Consider the following 16,964-nt stretch of genomic DNA (forward strand, 5'->3'; position numbering starts at 1 on the left):
TATACTTGTTGGTATGAATCGTTCGGATGTGATCCCCTCGCTCGTGCTGTCGGGCTATGCGCTCGGCCGCATCGCCGCGCAGGATGCCGGCAACGACGCACCCGCTGCCCAGTGGCGGGTGCTCAGCCTGCTCGAACAGGCCGGATCACAGCGCGTGGGCGCTCTCGCGACATCCGCGCGAACGACTCAGCCCGGGATGACGCGTCTGCTCGGCGGACTGGAGCGCGACGGACTCGTAGTCCGCTCCCCCGACCCCGACGATTCGCGCGCCATCGTCGTCGACATCACTCCGCAGGGCTCCGCGACGCTCGCCGCATGGCGCACCGAGTTCCGCGAGACCCTCGCCCCGCGCTTCGCCGCTCTGGGCGATGACGACTGGTCCGCCCTCACCCGCGCGGCGGAGATCCTCGCCGCGCACACCGCCCCCGACTCGACAGGAGAAGCACGTTGAACACCCCCGCCACCACCTCGGTGTGGAAGCAGCCCGCGCAGGTATGGGCGGTCGCCTTCGCCTGCGTCGTCGCCTTCATGGGCATCGGGCTGGTCGATCCGATCCTCCCGGCGATCGCCGAGTCGCTCGAGGCCTCGCCCGTCGAGACCGAGCTGCTGTTCACGAGCTACCTCCTGGTCACCGGCCTCGCGATGCTCGTGACGAGCTGGATCTCCAGCCGGATCGGCGCCAAGGCCACGCTGCTGATCGGCCTGGCCCTGATCGTCGCCTTCTCGCTGCTGTGCGCCCTGAGCGGCAGCGTCGACGCCGTCATCGGCTTCCGCGCGGGCTGGGGGCTCGGTAACGCACTCTTCATCTCCACGGCTCTGGCGACGATCGTCGGTGCTGCATCCGGTGGCAGCAGCGCGGCGATCATCCTCTACGAGGCGGCCCTCGGGCTCGGCATCGCCATCGGGCCGCTCCTCGGCGGGATCCTCGGCGAGCAGAGCTGGCGCGGACCGTTCTTCGGCGTCGTCGTGCTGATGGCCATCGCGTTCCTCGCCGTGCTGGTGCTGCTCCGCGGCCCCGCCGAGAAGCGCCAGCCCGTGCCGTTCTCGGCGCCGTTCACGGCGCTGCGTCGTCCCGCACTGGCGATCCTCGCGGTCGCCGCTCTGTTCTACAACATCGGCTTCTTCGTGCTCCTGGCGTTCTCGCCGTTCCCCCTGGGCTTCGGTGCTCTCGGCATCGGATTCACGTTCTTCGGGTGGGGCGTCGCCCTCGCCGTCACGAGCGTCTGGGTCGCGCCCGTCCTCATGCGTCGGATGCCGCGGACGCGCATCATCCTCATCGTCCTGCCGCTGCTCGCCGTCGACCTCGTCGTGGCCGGGCTCGTCGTCGGCAGTGCCGGCGCCCTGGTCGCCTGCATCGTCATCGGCGGACTGCTGCTCGGCGTGATGAACACCGTGCTGACGGAGGCCGTGATGGAGGCGACGGATCTCCCGCGCTCCGTGGCGTCGTCCGCCTACTCGGCCGTGCGGTTCCTGGGCGGCGCCATGGCTCCGCCGATCGCCGCGCTGCTGTGGCACGCGTTCAACGCCACCGTGCCGTATGTGTTCGCCGCGGTCTCGGTGCTGCTCGCCGCGCTCACCGTGTTCCTCGGCCGTCGCGTGCTCGCGCACATCGATGACGAGCCGGCGGATGCCGAGGCCGAAGACGCCCAGGCCATCCTGATCGGAGACGCCGCCTGAGCAGCGTCGCCGGGCTTCGATACGGTGGGGCGATGAGCGATGTCTCCTCCCTCCCCGAACGCAGCCGCATCGTGCACCGTCATCTGGCGGATGCCGGCGTCGACGCGGAGATCCGCGTGCTCCCCGATTCCGCTCGCACCGCCGCCGAGGCTGCTGCCGCGATCGGCTGCGATGTCGCGGCGATCGCGAACAGCCTCGTCTTCCTCGCCGACGGAGAACCGGTGCTCGTCATGACCAGCGGCGGGCACCGAGCCGACCTCGCTGTGCTCGCCGGCAGCATCGGCGCCGCGGAGGTGGCGATGGCACCGGCATCCGTCGTGCGCGCAGCGACGGGCCAGGCCATCGGCGGGGTCGCCCCTGTCGGACACCCCGCGCCGTTGCGTACCTTCGTCGACGAGGCTCTGCGGCAGTTCGACGTGATCTGGGCCGCGGCGGGGCACCCGCACACGGTGATGCCCCTGACGTTCGACGAGCTGCGGCGCCTCACCGGGGGTCAGGTCATCGCGGTGGCGTGACCTCAGTCAAGGACGCCAGGAAGTCTTCGCCTGACGCGCGCGACAGTGCAGCATCCGCTGTTCCACTGAAGCCCTGGCGCACGCGCGAGACCACGCCGCCGATACCGATCGTTGCCAGGCCACCGGAGAGGAAGATCGCCCCGAAGATCGCGACGAACACGGCGAAGATCACGACGGCGATCAACGGGGAAAGAACCAGCAGGAGGACGAAGATGATCGCGGTCATCACTTCACCGTGACTTCGATGCGCGAGGTCTTCTGTTCGTCTGCCTCTTCCGGCACGGATCCCCGGAAGCGGTACTCGAACTCGATCACGGTCGTGCCCTCGCCGACGGGCGCGAAACGGTAGGTGACCTCGCTGGGCGCTCCGGTCATGCCGTCGTCGCCGAGGTAGCGCGACCGCTCCTCGCCGGGGCCGAGCACCGCGGCATCCGGCTCTCGGGTGAGCACCCATTCCTGGCCGACCGACGCGTTGACCTCGCCGAAGTCGACGACGAGCGCCTCGCCCGGAGCGAGCGTGACGGAGTCCGCGGAGTAGTCGACGGTCTTCTCGGCCGCAGCGCAGGACGCGAGTCCCGCCGCCATCACGACCGCGCCGACGAGCAGCAGTGCCGTTCGCATCGATCTGCGCATCGCTGGTCCCCCTCCGAGATGAGGCCCACGGTAGCGCATGTCGTGTCAGAGATAGGACGCGAAGGCGGCAGGGACGGTGACGTTCGTCGGGGTGCCGGCGAAGAGTGGCGCGACCTGCTGCGGCGTGTACCCGGCGATACCGCATCCGACCGGCGTCAGCAGGAACCGCAGTTCCGGGTGTGCCGTCGCGTACGCGACGAAGTCGCCCGCCTCCCGTGCCAGTGTCTCGAGACCGCTCATGGTGTCGATCGCGTACGTCTGGCCGTGGTGACCGTGCCCCTCGCCCCACACCGCGCCGAAGCGCTCATGGGCGATCCGCGCCGCGCCGCCGCCGTGCAGACCGCCGGCGTTCGATCCGAAGACGAAAACGTCGTCCGGGCGCAGTTCCGAGACGAGTTCGGGCGTGGTTTCCATACCCGAACCCTACGTCGCACCCGAGAAGCAGAAAAGCCCCGTGAACACTGGCGAGAGTGTCCACGAGGCTGATCCGTGCACCCCCTCGGACTTGAACCGAGAACCCACTGATTAAGAGTCAGTTGCTCTGCCGATTGAGCTAGAGGTGCGTGGCCCGGGATGACCCCGACCGAGGAATTACATTACCAGCCGATCGGTCCCAGGCGAAATCGAAGCCACCCCGGGCGTGGCCGTCGACCCGAGGGCGTGAAACCTGGCGGAACGTCCCTCTGGCCGCTCTGCACGAGCGACTATTCTTGGACCGTGACCACCTCCCCCCGTGACGGACTCGTGTCTCGTGATCTCGAGCTCGCGCTCCGCCTCGCAGACGCTGCCGATGCGCAGTCGCTGCCGCGTTTCGACTCCGCCGACCTCGAGATCTCGACGAAGGCCGATAACTCGCACGTGACGGATGCCGACCTCGCCACGGAGCGCGCGATCCGCAGCATCCTCGAGGTCGAACGTCCCGAGGACGGCATCTTCGGCGAGGAGTACGGCGCGCAGGGAAGCACGCAGCGTCAGTGGATCATCGATCCGATCGACGGCACGGCCAACTTCCTCCGCGGAGTGCCGCTGTGGGGCACCATGATCGCCCTCGCCGTCGACGGCGTCCCCCAGGTCGGGGTCGTCAGCATGCCGGCCTTCGGGCGGCGCTGGTGGGGCTCTGCGGGTGCCGGAGCGTGGACCGCGACCGACGACGGCCCCCGACGCCTCCAGACGTCGAAGGTGGCTTCCCTCGATGACGCGAGCGTCAGCTTCCAGAGCATCGCGCAATGGACGGATGCCGGAAAGCGCGATGCCCTCCTCGCTCTCGCCGATCGTGTCTGGCGCGACCGCGCGTACGGCGACGTGTACGCCTACATGCTCCTGGCCGAAGGGCGCATCGACATGGTCGCCGAGTTCGATGTCAAGGAGTACGACATCGCAGCGGCGGTCCCGATCGTGCGCGAGGCCGGCGGTCGCATGACCTCGTTCGACGGCGACGAGACGATCTCGGCGCGCTCGACACTTGCCACCAACGGCATCCTCCACGACGCCTTCCTGACGCTCCTGCACGACTGAACCCGACCACGAGGCCAGCCATGTCACGCCGCATCATCTCCGCCGCAGCCGGTGGGCTCCTGAGCCTCGCCGTGCTGGCCGGGTGCGCGGCGCCCGCCGAGCCGCCCGAGCCCTCTCCTTCCGCATCCGCGGCGCCGACCCCCGACATCAGCGCGGAGCCGGTGGCTACGCCCGAACCGACCGAGCCCGCTGCGGAGATCTCCTGCGAGACGATGATCTCGGCCGGCACGGTCGATGCTCTCTCCAGCGCCGGCTGGTCCTCGGAGCCGAAGGAGTTCGTGATCGGCGATGTCGAACTGACCGCCGGCCTCCTCTGCTTCTGGGCCGACTACTCGGTCGGCTCCGACCACGGGCAGCTCTACGGCTGGTCTCCGATCACCGTCGACGAGGTGGCGCGGGCTCAGACGGCGCTGGTCGCCGGCGGCTGGCGACGCGAAGACGCCCCCGAGGGCATCTACTTCACCGAGGACCCGCAGTACTCCATGGGCACCGACGACGACGGCTACGGCATGACGTATCTGTTCGGCGACGGCTGGGTGAAACTCGCCGACACCAAACAGGGTCTGGTCCTCATCGAGTGGGCGGGCTGACGCCCGCGTCTCAGCGCACCCGCCCGATCGGCACGACGCTCGGCTTGCCGGTGATCGGATCGGGCACGACCACGCAAGGCAGCCCGAACACCTCCTCGACCAGCTCGGCGGTCACGATGTCCGCAGGACTTCCCTCCGCCACCACGGCGCCGTCCTTCATCGCGATGAGGTGCGTGGCGTAGCGGGCGGCGTGATTCAGGTCGTGCAGCACCGCCACGAGCGTGCTTCCGGCATCGTGCAGATCGGTGAGCAGTTCGAGAAGCTCGATCTGGTGCGCGATGTCGAGGAATGTCGTCGGCTCGTCGAGAAGCAGGAGCGGTGTCTGCTGCGCGAGGACCATCGCCACCCAGACGCGCTGGCGCTGGCCTCCGGAGAGCTCGTCGACGAGGCGTCCCGACAGCTCGGTGACCCCGGTGGCGGCCATCGCCTCGTCGACCGCGACCTGATCGTCATCCGACCACGGCCGCAGCATCGACTGATGCGGATACCGCCCCCGCCCCACCAGATCGGCCACGCGGATCCCGTCGGGCGCCAGCGAGCTCTGCGGCAGCAGGCCGACCCGGCGGGCGACGTCCTTGGCCCGGTAGCTGTGGATGTCCTTGCCGTCCAGCACCACCGTGCCCTCCTCCGGTTCGATCAGCCGGGAGAGGGCCCGCAGCAGCGTCGACTTCCCGCAGGCGTTCGGCCCCACGATCACGGTGAAGGAGCCGTCCGGGATCTCGACCGACAAGTCGGTCGAGATGATCCTCCGGTCGTAGCCGATCGTCACACCCGAGGCGTGCAGTCGAGTGGTGGGCAGTTCGGTCATCGACGGAACCCTTCCTTGATGAGCAGCCAGGCGAAGTAGGCGCCGCCCACGACGACCGTGACGAGGCCGACCGTGATGTCGATGCGCTGACCGACGAAGTCGGCGGCGAGCAGGAGCACGGCCCCCAGCAGACCCGCGCTCGTCATGTCGAGTCCCGGAGCCCGCACCAGCCGTCGCGCGACCTGGGGAGCGACGAGGGCGACGAAGGCGATCGGGCCCGCGGCGGCCGTGACGATGGCGGTGAGCGCGACGCCCAGCACGGTCATCACCAGGCGCGAGCGCTCACGATTCACCCCCAGCGCCGTCGCTGCGTCGTCGCCGAGCTCGAGGAGTGCGAAGCCGCGGCGGGTGATCGCGACCAGCGGCAGGATGAGCAGCAGCACGATGCTGAACGGCACGAGCTGCTCGTAACCGAGGGCCGAGAACGATCCGAATCCCCACGCCACCGCCGCGCGCGCTTCCTCCGCACCCGTGCGGATGAGCAGGTAGCTGTTGATACCGACCAGGAAGGCCGAGACGCCGATCCCGACGATGATGAATCGGAAGCCCTGGATGCCGCGGCGATACGCCAGCACGTAGACGAGCAGGGCCGTGAGCACCCCGCCTCCGACGGCGCCGACGGCGATCGACGTGTACGACACGCTGCCGAGGACCAGCATCACGAGCAGCGCGCCCGTGTACGAGCCGGCGTCGAAGCCGATCACGTCGGGACTGCCGAGCGGGTTGCGGGTGAGCGACTGGAAGATCGCGCCGCTGACTCCCAGGGCGATGCCGCCGAGCACGGCGAACAGCACTCGCGGCAGCCGCCACTCGACCACGAGCTTGCGGATGTTGTCCTCGCCGCCGCCGGTCAGCGCGGAGAGCACCTGGGTCAGATCGAGCTGGAAGGTGCCGATGGTGAGCGCCACGGCACCCAGGAGCAGCAGCAGGACGACGAGCACGATCCGCACCACGAGCGTGCGATGCTGGAGCCGCCAGATCGTCGCGCCGACGCGCATCGTCAGCATCCGGGGCGCCTGCTCCGTGTGCAGGGCGGTCACAGTCCACTCACCTTCTTCCGGCGGGCGAGGGCGACGAGCACCGGCGCACCGAGGACCGCGGTGACGATGCTCACCTGCAACTCCCCCGTCGGCAGCACGACGCGGCCGATGACGTCGGACAGCAGCAGCATGCTCGGCGCCACGAGAGCCGAATAGGCGATGATCCAGCGCTGATCCGGTCCGGTGAACCAGCGCACCGCGTGCAGCACCATGAGTCCGATGAAGGCGATCGGGCCGGCGAGGGCCGTGGCGCCGCCCGCCAGGATCGTGACCCCGATCACCGACAGCACCCGGGTGCGGACGAGTCGTGCGCCCAGGGTCCGCCCCAGATCGTCGCCGAGCGAGATCGCGTTCAGCGGACGGGCCAGGAGGAGTGACAGCACGACGCCGACGGCGAGGAACGGAGCGATGATCGCCACCGTGTTCTCGTCGCGTCCGGCAAGACTCCCCAGACTCCAGAAGCGCAGCGCGCTGAAGATCTCGATGTTCTTGAGCATCACGATCGACGTGATGCCGCTGAGCACCGCACCGATGGCGACACCGGCGAGGGTCATCCGCGCGGCCGACGGGCCACCGCGACCGGCGGCCCCGATCAGGTAGACCACCAGGGTCACGACCAGAGCGCCGATCAGCGCGAACCAGACATACGCCTGAGGTGCGCGGATGCCGAGCACACCCACCCCCAGCGTCACGGCGAACATCGCACCGGCGTTGACCCCGAGGATGCCGGGGTCGGCGAGCGGGTTGCGGGTGAAGGCCTGGATGAGAGCGCCGCACACCCCCAGCGCGGGGCCGACCACCAGCCCGACGATCGTTCGGGGCAGTCGCGCGTCGCGGACGATCGCCTGCGCGTCCGATCCGTCGAAGTCGAAGAGGGCGGCGAGCACGGTCACCGGCGACAGCGCCTTCGCGCCCACCATCAGGCTCAGGACGACCGAGATCGCCAGGATGACGACCGCCAGCACCAGGCCGCCGGTACGCGCGGCCGCGCCGCGGGACGTCGGAAGACGTTCCACGGCGCGGGTCGCCAGCTGCGACACCTCAGTTCGCGGGAACGGCCGCGGACAGTGCTGCGGCGAGGTCGTCGATCGTCGCGGGGATGCTGAGCACGCTCGGCGCGGTGGTCGCCCAGCCGAGGCGCTGGTCCTCGAAGAAGTAGTACGAGTCCGCGGCGATCGGCGCCCAGCGCGAGACGAGCGCGTCATCCACCGTGTACGCGATCTCTTCCGGGGAGTTCGCCCATCCGATGTGGAACTGCGACTCGATGTCGCCGAGTTCCTCGAGACTCACGTTGGCGAAGAACTGGTCGGTCGTGCCCTCCAACGCGGCGACATCCGGCGAGGAGGTGAGACCGAGCTGCTCCAACAGCGGAACGCGCGGATCGCGCGGAAGGTAGAGGCCGAGGGATGTCTCGCCTTCGGCGAGGTACCAGCCATAGGTGAAGACGATGCCCTCGAACTCGGGGTGGGCTTCTGCTGCAGCCGCCACGGCGGCATCCGCCTCATCGAGCAGTTGCTGCGCCTCCTCCTCCTTGTCCAGGATCGAGCCGATCGTCAGGGTGAGGTCCTCGCGGTCCGAGGCCCAGACCGACTCGGCGAACCCGACCGTCGGGGCGATCTCCGACAGGCGCTTGTAGTCGGTCTCGGTGATGCCCGAGTGGTTCGCGAGGATCACATCGGGCGCGAGGGCGAGGATCTGCTCGAAGTCGTACTCGCCGGCGTCCGTGAACGGGATGATCTCGGGCAGCTCTCCGCCGAGCTCGTCCACCTTGTCGGCGAACCAGGGCAGGTACGTGTCGACGTTCCCCCACGTGAAGTCCTCGACGCCGACCGGCACCTCGCCGAGAGCCGCGACGACATCCTGCGAGTACCAGCCGAGCGTGACGATGCGCTCCGGCTTCTCCTCGATCGTCGTCTCGCCGTAGACGTGCTCGACGGTCAAAGGGTAGGCGCCGGAGCTGTCGGAGGAGCCTGCGTCGTCCGAGGAGGCGTCGGCGGCCGCACAGGCGGAGAGAGCGGATGCGGCGACGATGAGCGATGCGAATGCGACGAGCATTCTCGGGGCGCGCCGGAGCGAGCGGGACATGGGACTCCTCGGGTGGAAAGCACGGGTGACGCCACCAACATAGTGAAGCCTTACCTCACTTGCTATCATCCTGAGAGGACGTGGATCGTCGACCGACGAACCAGGAGTGTCCCTTCGGAAAGATCAAGTTCCGTTCAGAGCGGGGAAGAGAGTGGATGCTGTGCCTGAAGCGACATCCGAGAATCTCGAGGCACATCGCGAGAGTGTGACGCCCGAGCAGTTCTTCGAACCTCACGTGCACGACGCCGATCAGCTGGCGTGGATCCCCGGCGGCGCACGCGTGGGCGTCGGAGACGCCCGATGGCATCTGCACGCGGATCACCTCGTGTGGATACCGGCCCACACCGAGCACGAGATGCGGATGATCGGTGCGGGCGCGATGTTCAGCCTGTACCTCTCCCCCGAGATTCGCCTCCCCCAGGATCGGTGGGCTCGACCGCTCGTGCTCCCCGTCGATGCCGTGGCGGCCGCGATCATGGAGGACCTCTGCGCAGGCCGCGGCGCCGGACGGCGTCTGAACGCCTCGCTGGATCTGCTTCTCGAGATCCTCGCCGCGACGGAGGAGAGCTACGACGCGCTGACGGTGCCGTCTGACCCACGGGCGCGTCTCGTGGCCACGGCAATCATCGCGGACCCCCATGAGGATCGCGCGCTCGAGGCGTGGGCGCACGAGCTGGGTGTCAGCACCAAGACGCTGCATCGGGCATTCCTCGCCGACACCGGGCTGTCCTTCCGGCAGTGGCGCACGCGCGCGAGGGTCTATGCGGCCGAACGTCTGCTCGTCGAGGGGCTCTCCGTCGCGGAAGCTTCGGAGATCGTCGGGTACGCCACCTCGACCGGATTCATCAAGGCGTTCCGCCAGGTGTTCGGTTCGAGCCCGGCCACCTACATCCGAGCGAAGCGCAGAGCACGCGGCAGCGTCGCGGCGCGGAGGTCGGCCCGCTCACGCGGGTGACGGCAAGGCGTCAGGCGGCAGCCGCCTCGACGCCGTACTTCTTCATCGACGACTCCACGATCGTGAGCCCCTCGAGCCCGGGCATCTTGGAGATGTGGTCGTCGAGCTTGCGGATCTCCCGCAGCCCCTCCTCGCCGGCGAAGATGTGCCCCATCACGTGGGTGACCTCGGCAGGCTCCATGACGCTCGAGCCCACGGGTCCCCAGGCGTTCTTGAGGGCGAACCGCGCGAGCTTCTGCGCCTTCTTGCTTGCTCCGAGGCGCTCGCGCGCCTGGGTGGCGTAGAAAGCCACGTGACGGGCCTCCTGCTTGGCGATGCGCTTGAGAAGCTCGGCGAGGACGGGGTGCTTCTCCAGCTCCGCGAGGCGGTTGTAGGCGGCGACCGCCGACCACTCGTTCGCGGCTCCCCAGATCATGTGCACGGCGATGAAGTCCTTGCCGACGATGTTGCCGAGCAGGGACTGCTTGATCGGATCCAGACGATCCTTCCATCCCAGCTTGAGGCGTGTCGCCTTGAGCTGGTCGAAATCGACCGTGATGCCATGCGCTCCCAGCACAGCGGCGAGTGCCTCGCCGTGCCAGAACTCCTCGCGGTTCCACATGGTCATGAACGCGCTGACGTCGGCTTCCTTGTGCGAGGGCGTGACCAGCAGATCGCGCAGGTAGCACACCGTGTGGTACTCGATGTCGCACATGTAGCGGAGGCTCCGCAGCGTCGACTCCGGCAGCGGGTTGGTCTTGAACTCGTCGAAGTCGAGATCCTGCCAGTTCACGCTGACCGAGGTCGCGGTGTACTTGTCGATGTCGAATGCCATGTCAGGCACCTTCCGTCAGGGAGTCTCGCTTCGGTCCACGCTTCCAGTGAACCACCTTCCAGCGCTTCTCCCGCGCGTGGCGGGACAGCGGGATGTCCGGATTCACGGCATGCGGGTTGCCGAGCAGCTGCAGCCACACCAGGTCGGCGTGGCTGTCGCCGTAGCCGAAGGAGTGCTCCAGGTCGACGCCGTTCTGCTCCGCGTAGCGGCGGAGCCACGCAGCTCGGGCCTCGTCGACCAGCGGAGGTCCGGCGAGGAAGCCGGTGAGCACGCCGTCGCGCTCCTGCATCCGCCCGGAGACCACCTCGTCGAAGAACGGCACGAACGGTTCCACCATCAGGTCGATCGTCCCCGTCACGAGAACCGTGCGGTGTCCGGCTGCGCGGTGCTCCTGCACGCGCTGGAGCGCTTCGGGCAGTGCGCGTCGCATCATCGCGCGACCGAACCGCCCCCGCACCTCGCGCTGGATCTCGGTCACCCGGAAGCCCTCGTAGCGTCGCATGAACGCGCGGATGAAGGCACCGCGGTCTCGCCGCTCCGCGAGCCAGTACCGACGCAGCGAGAAGACGAAGTCGACGAGGTCGTGCGCGAGCCGCTTCCGCGGCACGGTCGCACTCCACAGCTGCAGGTACTGCTTGACGAGGTTGGACTCCAGCACGGTGCCCTCGAGATCGAAGATCGCGACGACGCCTTCGCGCACCGGCAACGTGCGCTCTGCCTTCGTGCCCGCGGGGCGTCGCTTGCCGAAAGCCCGGGTCAGCGTGGTGACGGCGGGGAAATGGATCTCCTGGAAGTAGTCCTCCCAGTCGATCTCGGCGACGTCGAAGCCCTCGTCGCGCTGCACGGCCTCGGGCAGCGAGGCGAGCAGCGCCCGGGTGTTGCTGTCGTCGAAGACGATCTCGGTCTGCACGTAGGCGCGGTAGAGCTCGGTGAATCCCCGCAGCTGGGTCAGCGCGAACTTGCCCTTCGAGATCTTCTCCAGCCAGCGCGTCGTCCGGTCGCCCGCAGGCAGCCGTTCGATGACCTTCTCGATCTGCACCGCCTGACGCTCGCGGCGGACGAGGGCCTTCTCGACCTTCTCGCCCCCGGGGAAGCGCCAACGCGGCACGGTGATGTCGCCGTGCTCGTCGGGCAGCGGGTTGCGCGTGAAGTACGAGTTCACGTTCTCGTACATGCGGTGGAACGGCAGCGGGTTGGTCGCTCCGGACACGACCTGGAAGTACTGCGGCTTCTTCGGCTCGGCCGGCCTCGCCGCGACAGCGAGCGCGGCGTTCACCACGAAGTCGACCGGGATGATGTCGAGGATCGAGTCGGGGAGGCCGGGGAAGTCGGGAAGCTGGCCGCGTCCGTAGGCGATGATGAGCGGGTCGGCGACCTTGAAGCCGTCGATCCACCCGGGGAACGGATGCCGCAGCGCACTCTCGATGATCGAGGGTCGCACGACCGAGAGGCGATGCCCCGCCTGCGACCACAGTTCCTCGGCGGCGCGCTCGGCGAACGCCTTCGTGAGCGTGTAGACGTCGGTCCAGCCGAGACTCTCGGCGCGCGTGCGGCCGTAGTCGACGAGCCGCTCGCGCACCCACTCGGCGCGGGCGGTCTCCGCGAACTGTGCGACGGCCTGCGGTCCGGTCTTGCCGTGGCGCCCTCGCGCCTTCTCGAGCTGTCTGCGCAGCGCCTCGGGCTGGCGCGATTCGAGTTCGACGCGCACCCGCGCCGACTTCGCCGCCTCGTACTCCGCGCGCCAGTCCACATCGTGCGTGAGCGAGGCCTCAGGGGCGATGCCCTTGCGGATGCCGCCGACGTACGCGGTGGAGATGTGGACGACGTGCGGGTCGCTCTTGCTGGCGAGCAGCGCGCCATAGACGCCGTACGCACCGCCGACGTTGGTGTCGAAGGCCTCATCGATGGGCGGATCGAAGGAGACGGTCGAGGCGCTGTGCAGCACGACGTCGATGTCGTCGGGAAGCTCACCGACATCGGTCAGCGAGCCTTCGTGCGCCTTCACCCGTCGCGCGAACTCCTCGCGGGCGGCCTCCTCGCCGAGCGACTCGATCCACTTCGCGAACACGGGCTTGCGCAGCATGTTGGCCAGCCGCGTCTGCCCCGTCTGGCTGCCCTTGCTTCGCACGAGCACGGTGATCCGGGTGCCCGGATGGCTCGACAGCAGGCGCTCGAGGATCGCCTGACCGACGAACCCCGTGCCTCCGGTGAGGAAGACGTGCTCATCCGTCAGGGATGCGGCGGGCGTGGTGATGGCAGAGGTCACAGGCGAGCAGCCTTTCGGAAGAGTCCCAGTCCGCCTTGGCCGGGAAGGGAGTCGACGCGGCCGTCGAGCTCAGAGATCAGAGCCGCGCGATCTGCGAAGAGATGGGAGAAGTAGAAGTCGGTGTCGGCCCGCGACTGCGCCTTGGCGCCGATCGGCCACGAGACGCGGGCGAGCCGGCGGCGCGTGAGCTTCCTGGCCTGGGCGGATCTCTCCAGCCGGAACCGCGCCTGCGCCTCGAAGAACACCAGCTGTCGTTCCTTGATCTCGAGGAATCTGGTGACGGTGGCGGTCAGCTGCGGGTTCGGGTCGAGATCGATGAGGCGGCGGTACGCGGCCTGCGTGATCCATTCGTCGACGGCGCCCTGAGCCATGTGCACCGCGATCATGGGCACGCCGACGATGTTCGCGAAGATCGACTCCCGGATGGTGCGCTCGACGGGTGTGATGAACGGCGAACGGTCCGGCTCGGCGCCCTCGGGCTGGTGGGCGAGGAGGATCTGCTCGATCGCGTCGGCGATCCAGTACTTTTCATAGGCCCACGTCGTGAGGAAGGCAGTGATCCGCGCATCCTTGTGCGTCGCGGTGACGAGGACGCTCCGCAGGTGCGTCATGGTGGCGCGCTCGATGATCTGCATGTATCGCAGGATCCGCAGCGTGTCGTCGGTCACCGGTGTGCTCCGATACGACTCGAGGTCGAGTGCATCCCGATGGCTCCCGGCGGCTGTCCGCGCGAACTCCCGCACGTCGAATCCCGGGGCAGGGATCCGCGCGTCATCCATCGAGGTCACTTCCAATTCCCGCATCCGCTGCCCTCCCTGAGCTAGATCGACTAGACGGAGTCTAACCTCCCTACGCTACGGGTCCCGTAGCGTAGGGTGAACGTCATGGCTACGGCTCTCATCACGGGCGGAACCTCGGGCATCGGTGCCGCGTTCGCGGAACAACTCGCCGCCCGTGGTTACGACCTCGTGCTCGTCGCCCGCGACACGGAGCGACTGGCATCCGCGGCGGCCGCACTGAGCAGCACGCGAGGGATCTCCGTCGACACGATCAGTGCCGATCTGGCCGAACGAGCCGACGTCGAACGGGTCGTCGCCCGCATCGAAGACCCGGAGCGCCCCATCGATCTGCTGGTCAACAACGCCGGCTCCGGCGTTCGCGCGGAACTGACGTCGAGCGACACCGCTGCCCATGATCGCGGGTTCGCCGTGATGTGCACCGCCGTTCTGCTGCTCGGCGGCGCCGCCGGGCGCACGATGCGCGATCGCGGCACCGGAGCGATCATCAACGTCTCGAGCCTGCAGAGCCTCTTCACCACGGGCTCCTACGCCGCGATGAAGGCGTGGGTGACCTCGTACTCGCAGAGCCTGTCTGTCGAACTGCGCGGAACGGGCGTCACCGTCACCGCCGTGCTCCCTGGCTGGGTGACCACCCCTTGGCACACCGGATCGGGCGCCCGTGCCAGCTCGATACCCGGCTGGCTGTGGATCGGACCCGAGGTCGTAGCCCGCACCGCGCTCACCGATCTTGACCGCGGCCGGGTCATCTCGATCCCCACGGGGCGCTATCGTGCGATCGGATGGTTCGCCCGGCACCTGCCGCGCTCGGTCATCCGATGGATCTCCGGCAAGATCTCCTCTCGGCGGAGCAGACCCGTCGAGCAGACCGACCCCCTGACCACCTCCACGACGACCGAGGACTCCTGATGACGGACCGCTTCACATCGAAGCCCCTCGCGGCACTTCGATTCCTCGCGCAGCGCGCGCTCCTCAAGCCCCTGGTCTGGAACCTCGTGGCGGTCACCGTGCACGGAGCCGAGAGACTCGACGGGCTGAAGGCGCCCTTCATCGCGGTCGCCAACCATTCGAGCCACCTCGATGCGCCGCTCATCATGGGATGGCTTCCGCGCCGACTCTCCCGCTACCTCGCCGCCGGTGCGGCCGCGGACTACTTCTTCGACGTGTGGTGGCGCAAGGCGCTGACCATCCTGTTCTTCGGGGCGTTCGCGATCGAGCGGAACGGCGAACGCAAACGCGGAGGCCTCTCCCGGTCGCTCCTCACTCGAGGAGTGCCGGTGCTGATCTTCCCGGAGGGCAGTCGCTCGAAGTCCGGCGAGATCGGACGCTTCAAGCCGGGCGCCGCCGCGCTCTCTGTGGCGACCCGGGTCCCGTGCGTGCCGATCGCCCTGGTGGGTGCGTCGACGGCGATGCCGCGCGGCCGCAACTGGCCCAAGCCCGGACGACTGCCGGTCGCGGTCGTGCTCGGCGCGCCGATGCTGCCCGATGCGCAAGAATCAGCAGAAGACTTCTCCCGTCGACTTGCAGACGAAGTCCGACGATTGCACTCATCCGTGCTCGCAGCACCTGCGGAGCACGCGCAGAAGGGACATGTATGAGCAACACGGTCGCGCACATGAAGTGGTGGGGCTGGGGCAAGGACGGGGTGGGCTTCCACCACGAGGACAAGCCCGGCTTCGCGCCCTTCGTCGAGTACGCCGTGGGGCTCGACCTCGGCAGCGCGACGCGCGCGAGCGAGCCTTCCTTCGCCGAGCTGAACGTCCCCGAGAGCAACGCCTCCGCCGCGTTCGTGCAGCAGCTGGCCGCGATCGTCGGCGACGGGCATGCGACCACCGAAGACATGGCACGCGTGGTGCACACGTACGGCAAGAGCCTGCGCGACCTCGTGCGTATCCGGGGCAATGCGATCCTCCGCAGCCCCGACGTGGTCGTCTATCCCGCCGACGAGGCACAGGTGCAGGCGATCGTGGATGCCGCCGTCGCGGCCGACGCCGTCATCATCCCGTTCGGCGGCGGCAGCAACATCGCCGGCAGCCTCGAACCCGTCCCCGCCGAGAAGCGCACGATCGTGTCGCTCGACCTCGGCCGGCTGCGCGAGGTCATCGACATCGATACGGAGTCGGGCCTCGCCCGCATCCAGGCCGGCGCCCAGGGGCCCGACCTCGAAGCGCAGCTGAACGCCCAGGGGTGGACCATCGGCCACTTCCCCGACAGCTTCACGCACTCGACGGTAGGCGGCTGGGTCGCCACCCGTTCCTCCGGCATGCAGTCTGACAAGTACGGCGACATCGCCGACATCGCCCGCGGCCTGCGCGTCGTGCGCCCGGGCGACGTCCTCGTCCTGCGTCCGCTGCCGAGCACGTCCAGCGGACCGAGCGTCCGCGAGATGATCCTCGGGAGCGAAGGGCGCCTCGGCGTCATCACCGAGGTCACGGTGCAGGTGCACCGCGTACCCGAGAAGCGCAACATCTACGCCTACTTCTTCCCGAACTGGGATGCCGGCATCGCGGCCATGCGCGCGATCGCCGAGTCCGATGCGACGCCCTCGATCACCCGCATCTCGGATGCCCGCGAGACGGGGTTCACGCTGGCGACCAGCAAGCAGCGTCAGGGCTTCTCGAAGTTCACGGCAGAGACGGTGCTCCCCCGCCTCATGTCATCGAAGGGCTGGAACCTCGACGACATCTGCCTGTCGTTCATCGGCTACGAGGGCGGCACCGCCCACGCCAAGCGTCAGAAGAAGCTCGTCGACGCGATCGTGAAGAAGCACGGCGGCATGGGTGTGGGCGAAGGCCCCGGCATCCTCTACGACCAGAAGAAGTTCGACACCCCGTACCTGCGCGATTTCCTGCTCGACATGGGCGCCGCGGGTGACGTGTCCGAGACGGCGGCGCCGTGGTCGAAGCTGACGGCCGTGCATGACGCGGTGTACGCGGCAGCACAGAAGGCCTACGACGAGATCGGCCGCAAGGGCTGGATCATGTCGCACATGTCGCACTCCTACCACTCGGGTGCCTGCCTGTACTTCACGTTCGCCTTCGTCTTCGGCGACGACCCGATCGGCGAGTACGACACCGTCAAGAGCGCGATCCAGCAGGCCTTCGTCGACAACGACGCCACGATCTCACACCACCACGGTGTCGGGCGCGAGCACTCGGCCTGGCTCGAGGAAGACATCTCGGCAGAGGGAGTGAAGGTCATGACGGCGCTGTTCGAAGGCGCCGACAAGGGCGCGAACTTCAACCCGAACAAGATCCTCGCGGACTGAG

Annotated in this window: 19 protein-coding genes and 1 tRNA gene; 9 read left to right on the plus strand and 11 right to left on the minus strand. The window is 68.4% G+C overall.

Annotated elements, in window-relative coordinates; genetic code table 11:
* The first annotated feature begins 13 nt into the window (after positions 1–13).
* The 3 genes from LC452_RS11410 to LC452_RS11420 are packed head-to-tail and all read left to right on the plus strand — an operon-like array spanning position 14 to position 2,192.
* Positions 14–451 carry a MarR family winged helix-turn-helix transcriptional regulator gene (locus LC452_RS11410; protein ID WP_223625256.1) on the plus strand — a complete coding sequence of 146 codons (438 nt, stop codon included), beginning with the start codon at positions 14–16 and terminating at the stop codon, positions 449–451.
* Entirely contained in the window at positions 448–1,677 is a 1,230-nt protein-coding gene (locus LC452_RS11415; protein WP_223625258.1) for an MFS transporter, read from the plus strand. The genes LC452_RS11410 and LC452_RS11415 overlap by 4 nt, the downstream gene beginning before the upstream one ends.
* A 32-nt stretch (positions 1,678–1,709) precedes the next feature.
* Positions 1,710–2,192: a YbaK/EbsC family protein gene (locus LC452_RS11420; protein ID WP_223625260.1), complete on the plus strand. Its 483-nt coding sequence runs from the start codon at positions 1,710–1,712 to the stop codon at positions 2,190–2,192.
* Here LC452_RS11420 and LC452_RS11425 read toward each other — a convergent pair.
* From LC452_RS11425 to LC452_RS11440, 4 genes are all read right to left on the minus strand, one after another.
* The gene (locus LC452_RS11425; RefSeq protein WP_223625262.1) at positions 2,176–2,418 is read right to left on the minus strand and encodes a hypothetical protein; all 243 of its coding nucleotides are present in this window, start codon (positions 2,416–2,418) and stop codon (positions 2,176–2,178) included. The genes LC452_RS11420 and LC452_RS11425 overlap by 17 nt on opposite strands.
* Positions 2,418–2,813 (minus strand): protease inhibitor I42 family protein, encoded by a 396-nt coding sequence (locus LC452_RS11430; RefSeq protein ID WP_223625263.1) that lies wholly within the window; start codon positions 2,811–2,813, stop codon positions 2,418–2,420. Before LC452_RS11430 ends, LC452_RS11425 begins: the two co-directional genes overlap by 1 nt.
* A gap of 57 nt (positions 2,814–2,870) precedes the next feature.
* The gene (locus LC452_RS11435; protein WP_223625265.1) at positions 2,871–3,239 is read right to left on the minus strand and encodes a hypothetical protein; all 369 of its coding nucleotides are present in this window, start codon (positions 3,237–3,239) and stop codon (positions 2,871–2,873) included.
* Positions 3,240–3,315: 76 nt separating this feature from the next.
* Positions 3,316–3,388, minus strand: a tRNA-Lys gene (locus tag LC452_RS11440).
* A 154-nt stretch (positions 3,389–3,542) separates the two neighbouring features.
* On the opposite strand from LC452_RS11440, the gene hisN reads away from it, so the two are divergent.
* Both hisN and LC452_RS11450 read left to right on the plus strand, forming a co-directional pair.
* A complete protein-coding gene (gene hisN / locus LC452_RS11445; protein WP_223625267.1) occupies positions 3,543–4,340 on the plus strand; it encodes a histidinol-phosphatase in 798 nt (265 codons plus the stop codon).
* 20 nt (positions 4,341–4,360) lie between these two features.
* The gene (locus LC452_RS11450; protein ID WP_223625269.1) at positions 4,361–4,930 is read left to right on the plus strand and encodes a hypothetical protein; all 570 of its coding nucleotides are present in this window, start codon (positions 4,361–4,363) and stop codon (positions 4,928–4,930) included.
* A 10-nt stretch (positions 4,931–4,940) separates the two neighbouring features.
* On the opposite strand, the gene LC452_RS11455 is transcribed toward LC452_RS11450, so the two are convergent.
* From LC452_RS11455 to LC452_RS11470, 4 genes are read right to left on the minus strand one after another with little or no spacing between them, the layout of a single operon-like run.
* Positions 4,941–5,738: an ABC transporter ATP-binding protein gene (locus LC452_RS11455; protein ID WP_223625270.1), complete on the minus strand. Its 798-nt coding sequence runs from the start codon at positions 5,736–5,738 to the stop codon at positions 4,941–4,943.
* Positions 5,735–6,778, minus strand: coding sequence for an iron chelate uptake ABC transporter family permease subunit (locus LC452_RS11460; protein ID WP_223625272.1), 1,044 nt, complete (start codon positions 6,776–6,778; stop codon positions 5,735–5,737). Before LC452_RS11460 ends, LC452_RS11455 begins: the two co-directional genes overlap by 4 nt.
* A complete protein-coding gene (locus tag LC452_RS11465; RefSeq protein ID WP_223625275.1) occupies positions 6,775–7,794 on the minus strand; it encodes an iron chelate uptake ABC transporter family permease subunit in 1,020 nt (339 codons plus the stop codon). Before LC452_RS11465 ends, LC452_RS11460 begins: the two co-directional genes overlap by 4 nt.
* Positions 7,795–7,819: 25 nt before the next feature.
* Positions 7,820–8,863: an ABC transporter substrate-binding protein gene (locus LC452_RS11470; RefSeq protein ID WP_223625278.1), complete on the minus strand. Its 1,044-nt coding sequence runs from the start codon at positions 8,861–8,863 to the stop codon at positions 7,820–7,822.
* A 160-nt stretch (positions 8,864–9,023) separates the two neighbouring features.
* Here LC452_RS11470 and LC452_RS11475 point away from each other — a divergent pair, with 160 nt between their 5' ends.
* A complete protein-coding gene (locus LC452_RS11475) occupies positions 9,024–9,818 on the plus strand; it encodes an AraC family transcriptional regulator (RefSeq protein ID WP_223625280.1) in 795 nt (264 codons plus the stop codon).
* A gap of 10 nt (positions 9,819–9,828) precedes the next feature.
* Here LC452_RS11475 and LC452_RS11480 read toward each other — a convergent pair whose 3' ends face one another.
* From LC452_RS11480 to LC452_RS11490, 3 genes are read right to left on the minus strand one after another with little or no spacing between them, the layout of a single operon-like run.
* Entirely contained in the window at positions 9,829–10,632 is an 804-nt protein-coding gene (locus tag LC452_RS11480) for a ferritin-like domain-containing protein (RefSeq protein WP_223625282.1), read from the minus strand.
* 1 nt (position 10,633) lies between these two features.
* On the minus strand, positions 10,634–12,898 hold the full coding sequence (locus tag LC452_RS11485) for an SDR family oxidoreductase (RefSeq protein ID WP_223625285.1): 2,265 nt from the start codon (positions 12,896–12,898) through the stop codon (positions 10,634–10,636).
* A complete protein-coding gene (locus LC452_RS11490; RefSeq protein ID WP_223625288.1) occupies positions 12,895–13,677 on the minus strand; it encodes a hypothetical protein in 783 nt (260 codons plus the stop codon). Before LC452_RS11490 ends, LC452_RS11485 begins: the two co-directional genes overlap by 4 nt.
* 105 nt (positions 13,678–13,782) lie before the next feature.
* Here LC452_RS11490 and LC452_RS11495 point away from each other — a divergent pair, with 105 nt between their 5' ends.
* The 3 genes from LC452_RS11495 to LC452_RS11505 are packed head-to-tail and all read left to right on the plus strand — an operon-like array spanning position 13,783 to position 16,963.
* Positions 13,783–14,604, plus strand: coding sequence for an SDR family oxidoreductase (locus LC452_RS11495; protein ID WP_223625291.1), 822 nt, complete (start codon positions 13,783–13,785; stop codon positions 14,602–14,604).
* On the plus strand, positions 14,604–15,293 hold the full coding sequence (locus LC452_RS11500; protein ID WP_223625294.1) for a lysophospholipid acyltransferase family protein: 690 nt from the start codon (positions 14,604–14,606) through the stop codon (positions 15,291–15,293). The genes LC452_RS11495 and LC452_RS11500 overlap by 1 nt, the downstream gene beginning before the upstream one ends.
* On the plus strand, positions 15,290–16,963 hold the full coding sequence (locus LC452_RS11505; RefSeq protein WP_223625297.1) for an FAD-binding oxidoreductase: 1,674 nt from the start codon (positions 15,290–15,292) through the stop codon (positions 16,961–16,963). The genes LC452_RS11500 and LC452_RS11505 overlap by 4 nt, the downstream gene beginning before the upstream one ends.
* Position 16,964 lies beyond the last annotated feature (1 nt).

This window comes from Microbacterium sp. EST19A (genome assembly GCF_019969685.1).
Classification (GTDB): domain Bacteria; phylum Actinomycetota; class Actinomycetes; order Actinomycetales; family Microbacteriaceae; genus Microbacterium.

What these genes read in the sequence shown, in the direction of transcription:
- LC452_RS11500 (WP_223625294.1), top strand. Translation starts at nt 14,604, where the DNA reads ATGACGGACCGCTTCACATCGAAGCCCCTCGCGGCACTTCGATTCCTC.
- LC452_RS11430 (WP_223625263.1), bottom strand. Translation starts at nt 2,813, where the DNA reads ATGCGAACGGCACTGCTGCTCGTCGGCGCGGTCGTGATGGCGGCGGGA.
- LC452_RS11450 (WP_223625269.1), top strand. Translation starts at nt 4,361, where the DNA reads ATGTCACGCCGCATCATCTCCGCCGCAGCCGGTGGGCTCCTGAGCCTC.
- LC452_RS11420 (WP_223625260.1), top strand. Translation starts at nt 1,710, where the DNA reads ATGAGCGATGTCTCCTCCCTCCCCGAACGCAGCCGCATCGTGCACCGT.
- LC452_RS11470 (WP_223625278.1), bottom strand. Translation starts at nt 8,863, where the DNA reads ATGTCCCGCTCGCTCCGGCGCGCCCCGAGAATGCTCGTCGCATTCGCA.
- LC452_RS11410 (WP_223625256.1), top strand. Translation starts at nt 14, where the DNA reads ATGAATCGTTCGGATGTGATCCCCTCGCTCGTGCTGTCGGGCTATGCG.
- LC452_RS11435 (WP_223625265.1), bottom strand. Translation starts at nt 3,239, where the DNA reads ATGGAAACCACGCCCGAACTCGTCTCGGAACTGCGCCCGGACGACGTT.
- LC452_RS11480 (WP_223625282.1), bottom strand. Translation starts at nt 10,632, where the DNA reads ATGGCATTCGACATCGACAAGTACACCGCGACCTCGGTCAGCGTGAAC.
- LC452_RS11490 (WP_223625288.1), bottom strand. Translation starts at nt 13,677, where the DNA reads ATGGATGACGCGCGGATCCCTGCCCCGGGATTCGACGTGCGGGAGTTC.
- LC452_RS11455 (WP_223625270.1), bottom strand. Translation starts at nt 5,738, where the DNA reads ATGACCGAACTGCCCACCACTCGACTGCACGCCTCGGGTGTGACGATC.
- LC452_RS11425 (WP_223625262.1), bottom strand. Translation starts at nt 2,418, where the DNA reads ATGACCGCGATCATCTTCGTCCTCCTGCTGGTTCTTTCCCCGTTGATC.
- LC452_RS11505 (WP_223625297.1), top strand. Translation starts at nt 15,290, where the DNA reads ATGAGCAACACGGTCGCGCACATGAAGTGGTGGGGCTGGGGCAAGGAC.
- LC452_RS11495 (WP_223625291.1), top strand. Translation starts at nt 13,783, where the DNA reads ATGGCTACGGCTCTCATCACGGGCGGAACCTCGGGCATCGGTGCCGCG.